12 protein-coding genes are annotated in these 12,750 nt (G+C 57.1%); 2 read left to right on the top strand and 10 right to left on the bottom strand.

What is annotated here, in order from left to right; translation table 11 throughout:
* Nucleotides 1–37: 37 nt before the first annotated feature.
* From fabF to yceD, 8 genes are all read right to left on the bottom strand, one after another.
* A complete protein-coding gene (gene fabF, locus C8D90_RS01335) occupies nucleotides 38–1,279 on the bottom strand; it encodes a beta-ketoacyl-ACP synthase II (protein ID WP_115456616.1) in 1,242 nt (413 codons plus the stop codon).
* Nucleotides 1,280–1,363: 84 nt separating this feature from the next.
* Entirely contained in the window at nucleotides 1,364–1,600 is a 237-nt protein-coding gene (gene acpP / locus C8D90_RS01330; protein ID WP_005293837.1) for an acyl carrier protein, read from the bottom strand.
* A gap of 154 nt (nucleotides 1,601–1,754) precedes the next feature.
* Complete coding sequence (gene fabG, locus C8D90_RS01325; RefSeq protein WP_115456615.1) at nucleotides 1,755–2,489, bottom strand: 3-oxoacyl-ACP reductase FabG; 735 nt, start codon at nucleotides 2,487–2,489, stop codon at nucleotides 1,755–1,757.
* Between the two features lie 13 nt (nucleotides 2,490–2,502).
* Nucleotides 2,503–3,432 (bottom strand): ACP S-malonyltransferase, encoded by a 930-nt coding sequence (gene fabD / locus C8D90_RS01320; protein ID WP_115456614.1) that lies wholly within the window; start codon nucleotides 3,430–3,432, stop codon nucleotides 2,503–2,505.
* A gap of 91 nt (nucleotides 3,433–3,523) precedes the next feature.
* The gene (locus tag C8D90_RS01315) at nucleotides 3,524–4,474 is read right to left on the bottom strand and encodes a beta-ketoacyl-ACP synthase III (RefSeq protein ID WP_115457221.1); all 951 of its coding nucleotides are present in this window, start codon (nucleotides 4,472–4,474) and stop codon (nucleotides 3,524–3,526) included.
* 13 nt (nucleotides 4,475–4,487) lie between these two features.
* Nucleotides 4,488–5,570: a phosphate acyltransferase PlsX gene (gene plsX, locus C8D90_RS01310; protein WP_115456613.1), complete on the bottom strand. Its 1,083-nt coding sequence runs from the start codon at nucleotides 5,568–5,570 to the stop codon at nucleotides 4,488–4,490.
* Between the two features lie 29 nt (nucleotides 5,571–5,599).
* Entirely contained in the window at nucleotides 5,600–5,770 is a 171-nt protein-coding gene (gene rpmF, locus C8D90_RS01305; RefSeq protein ID WP_115456612.1) for a 50S ribosomal protein L32, read from the bottom strand.
* A 16-nt stretch (nucleotides 5,771–5,786) separates the two neighbouring features.
* Nucleotides 5,787–6,308 carry a 23S rRNA accumulation protein YceD gene (gene yceD, locus C8D90_RS01300; protein ID WP_115456611.1) on the bottom strand — a complete coding sequence of 174 codons (522 nt, stop codon included), beginning with the start codon at nucleotides 6,306–6,308 and terminating at the stop codon, nucleotides 5,787–5,789.
* 141 nt (nucleotides 6,309–6,449) lie between these two features.
* On the opposite strand from yceD, the gene C8D90_RS01295 reads away from it, so the two are divergent.
* A complete protein-coding gene (locus C8D90_RS01295) occupies nucleotides 6,450–7,043 on the top strand; it encodes a Maf family protein (RefSeq protein WP_115456610.1) in 594 nt (197 codons plus the stop codon).
* 41 nt (nucleotides 7,044–7,084) lie between these two features.
* Here C8D90_RS01295 and rluC read toward each other — a convergent pair whose 3' ends face one another.
* Nucleotides 7,085–8,044 carry a 23S rRNA pseudouridine(955/2504/2580) synthase RluC gene (gene rluC, locus C8D90_RS01290; protein WP_115456609.1) on the bottom strand — a complete coding sequence of 320 codons (960 nt, stop codon included), beginning with the start codon at nucleotides 8,042–8,044 and terminating at the stop codon, nucleotides 7,085–7,087.
* Nucleotides 8,045–8,660: 616 nt separating this feature from the next.
* Here rluC and rne point away from each other — a divergent pair.
* Entirely contained in the window at nucleotides 8,661–12,008 is a 3,348-nt protein-coding gene (gene rne / locus C8D90_RS01280; protein ID WP_115456607.1) for a ribonuclease E, read from the top strand.
* A 330-nt stretch (nucleotides 12,009–12,338) separates the two neighbouring features.
* Here the strand turns inward: rne and C8D90_RS01275 are convergent, their stop codons facing one another.
* On the bottom strand, nucleotides 12,339–12,629 hold the full coding sequence (locus tag C8D90_RS01275; RefSeq protein WP_115456606.1) for a putative quinol monooxygenase: 291 nt from the start codon (nucleotides 12,627–12,629) through the stop codon (nucleotides 12,339–12,341).
* Nucleotides 12,630–12,750 lie beyond the last annotated feature (121 nt).

Raw genomic sequence — 12,750 nt, 5'->3', positions numbered from 1 at the left:
TCAGTTAGCGCGTTTCAGCTAACCGCAGAACGGTACATCAGATCTTACGGAATACGATAGAACCGTTGGTTCCGCCGAAGCCGAAGGAGTTGCACAGGACATACTCCATATTCTTCATCTGACGGGCCTCATGCGGCACAAAGTCGAGATCGCAGCCTTCGTCCGGATTATCCAGGTTAATCGTCGGCGGTACGGCCTGGTCGCGCAGCGACAGGATCGTGAAAATCGACTCAATTGCGCCGGCAGCGCCCAGCAGGTGCCCGGTCATGGACTTAGTGGAACTGACCAGCACTTTGCCCGCATCCGCGCCGTACACGCTTTTCACCGCCTGCGCTTCCGCTTTGTCGCCCGCCGGGGTAGAGGTACCGTGGGCATTGATATAACCGACATCAGCAGGCTGAATACCGGCGTCATGCAGCGCATTCACCATCGCCAGCGCCGCTCCGGCGCCGTCTTCCGGCGGCGATGTCATGTGATACGCATCGCTGCTCATACCAAAACCGACGATCTCGGCGTAAATTTTCGCACCACGCTTTTTAGCGTGTTCGTACTCTTCCAGCACGATGATGCCTGCGCCGTCGCCCAGCACGAAGCCGTCGCGGTCGCGGTCCCACGGACGGCTGGCCGCCTGCGGATTCTCATTACGTGTGGACAGCGCGCGCGCGGCGCCGAAGCCGCCTACGCCCAGGGGAGTACTGGCCTTCTCCGCTCCGCCCGCCAACATGACGTCAGCGTCGTTATAAGCGATGATGCGGGCGGCATGACCAATGTTGTGCACGCCGGAAGTACAGGCGGTCGCAATGGAAATACTCGGGCCACGCAGGCCGAACATGATGGAAAGGTGCCCCGCCACCATGTTAACAATGGTTGAAGGCACGAAGAACGGGCTGATCTTACGCGGACCGCCGTTAACCATAGCGGTATGGTTTTCTTCGATCAGGCCAAGACCGCCGATGCCGGAGCCGATAGCGGCGCCGATACGCGGAGCGTTTTCTTCGGTTACTTCAATACCGGAATCTTTGAATGCTTGTATGCCAGCAGCAATTCCGTACTGAATGAAGGCGTCCATCTTACGGGCATCTTTGCGCGAGATGTACTCTTCACTGTTAAAATCCTTTACTAAGCCAGCAAATTTCGTTGCATAGGCGCTAGTATCGAAATGGTCGATCAGGCTGATGCCGCTCTGACCGGCAAGAATAGCATTCCAGGTGGAATCTACAGTATTGCCGACAGGAGACAACATGCCCAGTCCGGTCACAACAACTCGACGCTTAGACACGTTTGTCCTCCAGGGAGGGGGTTGAGAAGCTTCACAGGAACAGGAAAAGCGTAGGCGGTCGAATGACCGCCTGGATATGTCCGATTACTTGTTAGCGGCTTCGATGTAGTCGATAGCTGCCTGAACAGTGGTGATCTTCTCTGCTTCCTCGTCCGGAATCTCAGTGTCAAACTCTTCTTCCAGAGCCATAACCAGTTCAACGGTGTCAAGAGAATCAGCACCCAGGTCATCCACAAAAGAAGCGCTGTTCACGACTTCGTCTTCTTTTACGCCCAGCTGTTCAACAATGATTTTCTTAACGCGTTCTTCGATAGTGCTCATACTCTTAAATTTCCTATCAAAACTCGCTTGCGCGATGGTTTTCGTAGTGTATTGAAAGTTGAAAAAGATGCAACTAAATCCCGGCTGGTCAAACCACGATTTTGCGCTATTTTGCGGTGTTTACCCCAATAAACGCAAATAGTTTTCGTGATTTTTAGATCATATACATGCCGCCATTGACATGCAACGTCTCACCCGTGATATAGCCAGCCTCATCAGAGGCCAAAAACGCAACAGCGCTGGCGATTTCTTTAGCCTCGCCCAACCGCGCCGCTGGAATCTCTGCCAGAATACCGGCGCGCTGCTCTTCCGTTAATGCACGCGTCATGTCCGTCTCAATAAAGCCGGGAGCCACAACGTTTACGGTAATACCGCGGGAAGCCACTTCCCGCGCCAACGACTTGCTAAAACCGATAAGGCCGGCTTTAGCTGCCGCATAGTTAGCCTGCCCGGCGTTACCCATGGTACCGACAACGGACCCAATCGTGATGATACGCCCGAAGCGTTTCTTCATCATAGCGCGCATTACGGCTTTTGACAGGCGGAATACCGAAGTCAGGTTGGTGTCCAGGATATCCTGCCACTCGTCGTCCTTCATGCGCATCAACAGGTTATCACGCGTAATGCCGGCATTATTTACCAAAATATCAATTTCGCCGAATTCCGCACGAATTGCCGTTAATACAGCATCAACGGACGCCGCATCGGTCACATTCAGCGTCATCCCCTTGCCGGAGGCGCCCAGGTAATCGCTGATTTCCGCCGCGCCCTTGTCGCTGGTCGCGGTGCCGATAACTTTAGCGCCGCGCGCGGCCAGAGTTTCCGCAATTGCCCGCCCGATACCGCGGCTTGCGCCGGTCACCAGCGCGATTTTTCCTTCAAAACTCATCGTTTTCCTCTTTTTATTGTTCAAGCGCCGCCGACAGGGAAGCCGTGTCGTTAATGGCTTCCGCCGTCAGGGTGTCAACAATACGCTTGGTCAGGCCGGTCAGTACTTTGCCCGGTCCCACTTCAAGCAAATGCTCAATGCCTTGCGCCGCCATGGATTCCACGGTTTCAGTCCAGCGCACCGGGCTGTACAGCTGGCGCACCAGCGCGTCGCGCATGGCGTCAGGCGACGTTTCCACCTTAACGTCAACGTTATTGATAACCGGGAAAGCCGGCGCGCTGAACGTCACGTTCTGCAACGCCACCGCCAGCTTCTCGGCGGCAGGCTTCATCAGCGCGCAGTGTGACGGCACGCTGACCGGCAACGGCAGCGCACGCTTGGCGCCCGCGGCCTTACATGCCGCTCCGGCGCGTTCCACCGCTTCTTTGTTGCCGGCGATAACCACCTGCCCCGGCGAGTTAAAGTTCACCGGAGAAACCACCTGCCCCTGCGCGGACTCTTCGCACGCTTTGGCGATGGCATCGTTATCCAGGCCGATGATGGCATACATGGCGCCGGTGCCTGCGGGCACGGCTTCCTGCATCAGTTTGCCGCGCAGTTCAACCAGGCTGACAGCCTGTTTGAAGTCCAGTACGCCGGCGCATACCAGCGCGGAGTACTCGCCCAGGCTGTGCCCGGCCATCAGCGCCGGCGCTTTGCCGTTCTGCTGCTGCCAGACGCGGAAAATAGCGACGGATGCCGCCAGCAACGCCGGCTGCGTCTGCCAGGTTTTATTCAGTTCTTCGGCGGGGCCGTTTTGCACCAGGTGCCACAGGTCATAACCCAGCGCCTCAGACGCTTCGGCAAACGTACTTTCCACCACCGGGTATTGCGCCGCCAAATCGGCAAGCATACCTACGCCCTGAGACCCCTGCCCCGGAAATACCATTGCGAATTTAGACATTATTTTTTCCTGTCCCCTTGCATGCTGCAGGCCACGCCGGCCTGAAGCCTCCGGGTATAAGCCCAATGTTGAACGTTAAAACCGTTGAACGTTAAAAACGAACCAATGCCGAACCCCAGGTGAACCCGCCACCGAAGGCTTCCAGCAAAATCAGTTGCCCGCGCTGAATTCGTCCGTCGCGCACCGCTTCGTCCAGCGCCGAAGGCACGGAGGCGGCCGACGTGTTGCCGTGGCGATCCAGCGTGACGACCACGCTGTCCATGCTCATGTTCAGTTTTTTCGCCGTCGCGGCGATGATGCGCAGGTTGGCCTGGTGCGGAACCAGCCAGTCCAGATCCTCGCGGCTCAGGTTGTTGGCTTCCAGCGTTTCATCAACGATGTGCGCCAGCTCGGTTACCGCCACCCGGAACACTTCGTTGCCCGCCATGGTCAGGTAAGCCGTTTTATCACTGTGGCGCTCCTGGACAGGCAGCGTCAGCAACGTGCCGTAGTGGCCGTCGGCATGAATGTGCGTAGAGAGGATGCCCGGCTCCTCGGAGGCGCCCAGCACCACCGCGCCGGCACCGTCGCCGAACAAAATCACCGTACCGCGATCCTCGGGATCAAGCGTACGGCTCAGGGTATCGGAACCAATCACCAACGCATAGCGCACGGCGCCATTTTTGACGTATTGATCGGCTACGCTCAGCGCATAGGTAAAGCCGGCACAGGCAGCGGCAACGTCGAATGCCCCGCAGCCTTTGATGCCCAGCATCTGCTGTACCTGGCACGCGGCGCTGGGGAACGCAAAGGTCGCAGACGTCGTCGCGACGACGATCAGCCCGATGTCATCCTTACTGACGCCAGCCATCTCCAGCGCCAGCTTCGCCGCCTCATACGCCATGGTGGAGACGTCTTCATCCGCGCCAGCAAGGCGGCGCTCCCGGATACCGGTCCGGGTAACAATCCACTCATCCGACGTTTCCACCATCTTTTCCAAATCAGCATTGGTGCGCACTTGTTCGGGTAAATAACTTCCCGTACCGAGAATTCGTGTATACATCATGTAAGCTCAGTCACTCTTGAATAATACCCGGCGCTTCTCCGGCGGCACGATCGCCACGGGCCGACAGCCCCGGGTACACGGTTTCAAGGCGCGCGGCGATTCGCTTGGGAACCTGCCGCTGCACCGCCTGCACAGCCTGCTCAATGGCGACAGCAAACGCTTTCTGATTTGCAGCGCCGTGACTCTTGATCACGGTGCCGCGCAATCCTATCAGACACGCGCCATTATACTGGTCGGGGTTCAGGTGGCCGAATCGTTTGGCCATCCGCTTTTGTATCACGCGCCCCAGCCATCTAAGCCACCAGGCCCGCTTGTTCTTTTCACCCGATGGTTTCAGGAGCGACAAAAACATACGCGCCACTCCTTCCATTGTTTTTAAGGTAACATTACCCACGAAGCCGTCACAAACCAGTACATCCGTCTTTCCCGTCAGCAGGTCATTGCCTTCGAGATAGCCGATGTAATTAATTTCCGGCGTGCTTTTCAGCACTGCGGCGGCTTCGCGGATCATGTCCAGCCCTTTGGTCTCTTCCTCGCCGATATTCAGCAACGCGACGCGCGGAGAGTCAATTTTCAGCACCTCTTCCGCCATCACCGCGCCCATTACGGCGAACTGCACCAGCATAGCGCCGCTGCTTTCCACGTTCGCGCCCAGATCCAGCACCACCGTTTTGCCGCGCTGCTGATTCGGCAATACCGTCATCAGCGCCGGGCGCTCAATGCCGTCCAGCGGCTTAAGCATCAGCTTCGACAATCCCATCAGCGCGCCGGTGTTGCCCGCGCTGACCAACGCCTGCGCCTGCCCCTCTTTCACCTGCTCCAGCGCAACGCGCATAGATGTGCCCCGGCTGGCCCGGATCGCGAGTGAAGGTTTGGCATCGTTGGGGATCACTGACTCCGCCGGAATCACCTGCAATCGTTGCAGAAGCGGGGGGTCTGCTTTGTTCAGGAACGGCGTTATCGCATCGGGTTGTCCGACAAGCTGAAGGTGCAAATTGGGATCAGAGGCCAGTGCCTGCAAACTTGCAGGCACTGTGACGCAGGGACCGAAGTCCCCGCCCATGGCATCTAACGCTATGGTTAGACGAGTCAAGGTATCGCCTTGATAATACTGTTCAGGTATTACTTGTTGATAACCTTGCGACCGCGGTAGTAACCATCCGCAGTGACATGGTGACGCAGGTGAGTTTCACCGGAAACCTTGTCAACAGAGACGGTTGCAGTGGTCAGCGCATCGTGAGAACGACGCATGCCACGGCATGAGCGGGTTTTTTTGTTCTGTTGTACGGCCATTGACCTTACTCCTTGATTACTTACGCTTTAAACTGGCTAATACGGCAAACGGGTTCGGTTTCTCCGCCTCGGGAGGCAGTTTGCCGAACACCATGTCCGCTTCGGACACTTCACAGTGTTCAGATTCATGCACCGGAACGACGGGCAGAGTAATGATAATCTCATCTTCTACCATCGCCAGCAGATCGATTTCGCCAAACTCGTTGACTTCAATCGGCTCATACTCTTCCGGTAATGCTTCAGCCTGCTCGTCATTGACGATCGGACTAAAACAATACGTTGTATGGATATGCTGTTGGAACGGTTGATTACAGCGCTCACAGCGTAACGTTACCGTTACGTCCGACTGCCCGGTGATCACCGCCAACCGCTGGTTATCGATGTTAAACGATAATTCAACGGCGACATCACTGTCCACACTGACCACAGATTCAGCAACGCGCGTCACTTGTTCAGGCGTGTAGATACCAACGTAATCCAAACGTTTCTGAGCCGTGCGAACTGGATCAAGGGTCAAGGGTAATTTTACCTTTTGCATAGGGCGCGCATATTAACTTTGTAACGACAGAGAGTCAAAAGGAAAAGGCGCATTCGCGCACCTTTCCGCCAATATTCGCTTCCTGAGCGGCGGACAGTTTAAAATGACTGCTTCAATTACGCCATGGTTTCCGGAAAAAATATGTCACCACTTGTTTTAGCTTCAACCTCGCCGTTCCGCCGCGCCCTGCTGGAGAAGCTGGCCCTGTCCTTCGAATGCGCCGCGCCGCAGGCCGATGAAACGCCGCTGCCGGGCGAAAGCGCCCACCTGCTGGTGCAGCGCCTGGCGTATGACAAAGCGCGCTCGCTGGCGGCGCAGTACCCCGCACACCTGATTATCGGCTCCGATCAGGTGTGTGTCCTTAACGGCAATATCACGGGCAAGCCCCACACGGAAGAAAACGCGCACGCCCAGCTGCGCGCGGCCAGCGGCCAACGCATCACCTTTTATACCGGCCTGTGCGTGCTGAACAGCCAAACGCAGCAAACGGAAACGGTTTGCGAACCGTTTCACGTTCACTTTCGGTCATTAAGCGAAGAGGAAATCCGTGCTTACGTCGCGCTGGAACAGCCGCTGAACTGCGCCGGCAGCTTCAAAAGCGAAGGCGCCGGCATTCTGCTGTTTGAAAAACTGGAAGGAAACGACCCCAACGCCCTGGTCGGGCTGCCGCTTATCGCCCTGAACGCGCTTTTGCTGCGCCACGGCATGAATGCATTACTGCACGCCGGAAAATAAAAGCGCGTAAGGCTCTGGGCGGATAAACGCCGGAGCCTGCATCAGGCCTTATACTTGTCCCGCAACACGCTCAGGCAGCGGCGCAGGGTGTTATCCATCGGCGCCTCAATTCGCATCGTTTCGCCGCTGGCAGGGTGTTCAAACCTCAGCGCCGCCGCGTGCAGAAATAACCGGTTCAAGCCGGTTTCCGTCAGTTGTCCGTCAAATTCCCGGTCGCCGTAACGGTCGTCGAAGGCGATCGGATGCCCCGCATGCTGAGCGTGAACACGGATCTGGTGAGTTCTGCCGGTCACAGGGCTGGCTTTCACCAGCGTGGCGAACGCGAAACGCTCTTCCACCTTAAACCGGGTTTCCGACGGCTTGCCTTCGGCGTTAACGCGCACGATCCGCTCCCCGCTCTGCAACACGTTTTTCAGCAACGGCGCCTGCACTGCCTTAACGTGCGACTGCCAGTGCCCGCGCACCAGCGCCAGATAATCTTTCTGCATTCCCTTCAGGCGCAGTTGCTCATGCAGGGAACGCAGCGCGGAGCGTTTCTTGGCCACCAGCAGCACGCCGGAGGTTTCGCGGTCAAGCCGGTGCACCAGCTCAAGGAAGCGCGCCTCAGGGCGCAGGGCGCGCAGCCCTTCGATCACCCCGAAGCTCAGGCCGCTGCCGCCGTGCACCGCCGTTCCCGACGGCTTATTCAGCACCAGCAGCACTTCATCTTCATAAAGAATGCAGTCATCAAGCGCGGCAACTTTATCCAGGCGCGCGGAAACCGGCGCTTCATCGCGCTCGGCCACGCGCACCGGCGGAACCCGCACCTCGTCGCCGGCCTGCAACTTATATTCCGGTTTAATGCGTTTTTTATTAACCCGCACTTCCCCTTTACGCACGATGCGGTAAATCATGCTTTTCGGCACGCCTTTGAGCCGGGTGCGCAAAAAGTTATCGATGCGCTGCCCCGCCTCGTCATCGGCAATCGTGACTAACTGAACTGTGACATTATTCGTATTCATGGGCGCGATTCTAAAGAGGCTGACTTTAGCGCGCCACCTCTTTTTTATCAGTGAAAAAACATTAACCTTCCGCGGGCGGAACATTAATTTCTTAAGTTACGGGACGCTGTGACATTTCATTATGTTGCGCCAGATCACCGTTTCCCGCCTGCCGGGCTTTACTCCATAAGAAGAATCTTCCGTCCGGGAAGAAAAGTCACCTTGCTATCTGCTACTCTGAGGTGGAATAATGCGGTGACTTCCGCGTTCATTTTTGTGTCATCTTCCCGTGAAGATGAATAAAACGCCGGAAATTGTGTGTTTGCAAGATGTCACAAAGCGCAGCAATGGCGTAAGACGCGATGTGAAATCAAGCAATTAGCGGGCTGCGGGTAGCAGTCTGGCCGGTAATATGGGATCGGGAGTGCCGCCTTTTTTCGCGACAATATCCTGATAAAGAGCGCTGCTTTTCACAAAGAAACGCGGGCTCACCGAAATAATGCGCCCCTATGCAGGCGACAACCGTGAGGTTGACGACTTTGCGATAAGACTCGGGGCCGTCGGTTTTCCCTCCCGCCCAGAACGTTATTCTGCCCGCAGCTTAGTGACCAATGAAAAAATAACGAGTAAGTTTAAGATGAAAAGAATGTTGATTAACGCAACTCAGCAAGAAGAGTTGCGTGTGGCCCTGGTGGACGGCCAGCGTCTGTATGACCTGGATATCGAAAGCCCCGGCCACGAGCAGAAAAAAGCCAACATCTACAAAGGTAAGATCACCCGTGTTGAACCCAGTCTCGAAGCAGCCTTCGTCGATTACGGCGCTGAAAGACACGGTTTCCTCCCCCTGAAAGAAATCGCCCGTGAGTATTTTCCCGCAAATTACTCTTCCCACGGACGCCCCAATATTAAAGACGTGCTGCGCGAAGGACAGGAAGTCATCGTTCAGGTAGATAAAGAAGAACGCGGCAACAAAGGCGCTGCGTTAACCACCTTTATCAGCCTGGCAGGCAGCTATCTGGTGCTGATGCCCAACAACCCGCGTGCCGGCGGTATCTCCCGCCGCATCGAAGGCGACGACCGCACCGAACTGAAAGAAGCGCTTTCCTCCCTGCAGGTTCCGGACGGCATGGGCCTTATCGTCCGCACCGCCGGCGTAGGCAAATCCGCCGACGCGCTGCAATGGGACCTCTCGTTCCGCCTGAGGCACTGGGAAGCGATCAAGAAAGCCGCAGAAGGCCGTTCCGCGCCGTTCCTGATTCACCAGGAAAGCAACGTGATCGTCCGCGCCTTCCGCGATTATCTGCGCCCGGACATCGGCGAAATCCTGATCGATAACCCGAAAATCCTCGATCTGGCGAAAGAGCACATCGCCGCGCTGGGTCGCCCGGATTTCAGCAGCAAAATCAAACTGTACACCGGTGAAATTCCGCTGTTCAGCCACTATCAGATCGAATCGCAGATCGAGTCCGCCTTCCAGCGTGAAGTGCGTCTGCCGTCCGGCGGTTCTATCGTTATCGACACCACCGAGGCGCTGACCGCCATCGATATCAACTCCGCCCGCGCTACCCGCGGCGGCGACATCGAAGAAACGGCGTTCAACACCAACCTGGAAGCCGCAGACGAAATCGCCCGCCAGCTGCGCCTGCGTGACCTGGGCGGCCTGATCGTCATCGACTTTATCGACATGACGCCGGTGCGCCACCAGCGCGAGGTGGAAAACCGCCTGCGCGACGCCGTGCGCCAGGACCGCGCCCGTATTCAGATCGGTCGTATTTCCCGCTTCGGCCTGCTGGAGATGTCGCGTCAGCGCCTCAGCCCGTCGCTGGGCGAGTCCAGCCACCACGTTTGTCCGCGCTGTAACGGCACGGGCACCGTTCGTGACAACGAATCCCTGTCGCTCTCCATTCTGCGTCTGATTGAAGAAGAAGCGCTGAAAGAGAACACCAGCGAAGTTCATGCCATTGTTCCGGTGCCGGTCGCCTCTTACCTGCTTAACGAGAAGCGCGACTCCGTCGGCGCCATCGAGAAGCGTCAGAGCGGCGTTAAAGTCATCGTCGTGCCTAACGACCAGATGCAGACCCCGCACTACTCCGTGGTGCGCGTACGTAAAGGCGAAGGCACCAATATCCTGAGCTATATGCTGCCGCAGTTGCATGAAGCGGAGAATCAGGCATCGGAAGATGATGCGCCGCTGGAGCGCAAGCGTCCTGAACAGCCTGCGCTGGCGACGTTCAGTTTGCAGGTTGAAGCGCCGCCGGTAACGGAAGCGCCGGAGCCGGTCGCCGTTGAGGCCAAAGCGCCCAGAAGCAAGCCGGCAGCGAAAACGCCTGCGCCTGCTGCTGCACAGCCGGGCCTGTTAAGCCGCTTCTTCGGCGCGCTGAAGAACATGTTCTCCGGCGATGATGACGCCGCGGTTCAAAGCGAAAAAACCGAAGAAAGCAGCAACGCCGGTGAATCACGCCGCCAGAATCAGGACCGTCGCAACAACCGCCGTCAGGGCAACCGCAAGGAGCGCGGCGAGCGCAACGGCGGTGAACGCGGCAACCGTGATGATTCCCGTCGCAATAATAAGCGTCAGGCAGCAGAAACCGCACCGGCTCAGGAAGAAGTGAAAGCATCTTCTTCCCGCGATACGGCTCCCCGTGACGAACAGCAGCAACAGCGCCGTGAGCAGCGTAACGAGCGCCAGCGCCGTCGTCAGGAGGAAAAACGTCAGGCCCAGCAGGAAGTGAAAGTCCTGGAGAGCGCCGCAGAAGAAACCGACGACAGCAGTGCGGAAGAAACGCAGCAGGTCACTCCGCGCCGCCAACGCCGTCAGTTGACGCAGAAAGTACGCATCACCAGCGAAGCAGCATCTGCCGAAACCGCAGCGCTGCCCGCTCTGACTGCGCCGGCGCCGGTTCCCGCCGTTGTTGCGGACGCACCGGTCGCCGCTCTGCCGGTTGCAGTGGCTCAGGAAAGCGCCGACAACGCGGAGAACGGTGAAGATAACCGTGAAAACCGCAACAGCGAAAACGGCATGCCGCGTCGTTCACGCCGCTCACCGCGTCATCTGCGGGTAAGTGGTCAGCGTCGCCGCCGTTACCGTGACGAGCGCTATCCGTCCAGATCGCCGATGCCGCTGGCGCTGGCTGTCGCCTCTCCGGAAATGGCTTCCGGCAAGGTATGGGTGCGTTACCCTGTCGCTCAAACGGAAAATCAGGCAGAGCAGCAGGATGCCGTTACCTCCGTGATGCCGGTGGCAGAAGCCGCCCCGATCGCACAGCCGGTTGTTGAAACCATCGCTGAGCAGGTAAACGCGCCGGTTGAAGCCGTTGTTGAAACACCGGTGCAACCGTTCGTCTCCGGCGACAACACCTCCGCTGACGCGGCGCCGGCAAACGAAACCGTTGCAGAGCAACCTGACGTTGAAGCAGCACCGGAAACGGAACACCCGTCATTCACGCACCAGGACGATGTCCCGGCACCGCAGGAAGACGCCGTTGTTGCGAAAGGAGATGCTGCAGCAGAGGATGCTGTGGAAGACGCTGTTGTTCCGGAAACAGAAGCTCCGGAAACAGAAGCTCAGGAAACAGAAACGCAGGAAACGGTGAATCAGGAGGCGGAAGCTCAGGAGAAGACCCCTGTTGCGCAAGCACCTGCCCAGGAGCCTGTGGTTCCGGAAGCGGTAACCGAAGCAGTAGCTCAGCCTGTTGCTGACGTTCCGGCTGTCGTTGAAGCGCAAGAAGTACGCCCGGCAATCATTGCGGACGTCCGGCCGGCAACGACCGTACCCGCAGGTGAAAGCATCGTCGCCACGCAGCGTAATAACACGCACGCTTCCGCACCGATGACCAAAGCACCGGCGCCGGATTACGTTCCTCAGCCCGCCGTGACCAGCACCTGGCAGCGCCCGGAATTCGATTTCCATGGCAAAGGCGGTGCAGGCGGTCACGCCGCGTCCAATCAGGCCACGGCACCGGCTACCAAGCCTCCGGCGGTATAAAACCGCAGGCTGACGAGTTAGCCCTGACCCACAAAAAACCCGCTTAACAGGCGGGTTTTTTTATTCCAATACTGATGCGGGGGCGGCGTAATTTGTTAAAACGATTAACGCCAATGCGGCGTAAAATTCATATTATAATAATACAATAGATACAAACGTCGTTATTTTATTCGAAAAAGAAGTTTTATATCAGGCGACATTCAAAAACCAGCTTTAACATCTAGTATTATTCCTATAAATCGCTATCATGCCTGCACAGTCTCCGGCTGCATGATGCAATGAGCATGACGGAAATCCTCAGCTCCCGGAGACTGGCATTTCTCCCGTTAATCAGGCAATCTGGTCCAACTTCCTGATCTCCAGCAGTTCCAGCTTACCGTCAACATCCTGAACGAATCTGCGGAAGTGTGCCGTTTGATCATGGTATTTCAGCGCCTCATCCGACGCCCATATTTCAAAGAACACATAGGTGCCCGGATGCTCCCTGTCTTCGTGCAGGTCATAGCGGATATTCCCCGTCTCTTCCCGGCTCGGCTCCACGACGCGTTCCACCGCGGCGCGAATGTCTGCGCTGAACTCAGGTTTGGCGGTTAACATGGCAACAACGCGAACTTCACTCATATACACTCCCCTTCATTATTTAGGGCAACGCGGCCCGATCCATTGTAGAAAACCCTTGTTTTAGAGTACGCCATAATCCCGGCTGATGGGAATTTGTTCTTCAGCGGTAACAAAGGGATGC

Origin of the sequence: Enterobacillus tribolii (assembly GCF_003363015.1) — a bacterium.
Classification (GTDB): Bacteria; Pseudomonadota; Gammaproteobacteria; order Enterobacterales; family Enterobacteriaceae; genus Enterobacillus; species Enterobacillus tribolii.
This window is presented reverse-complemented; position numbering and strand designations above follow the sequence as displayed.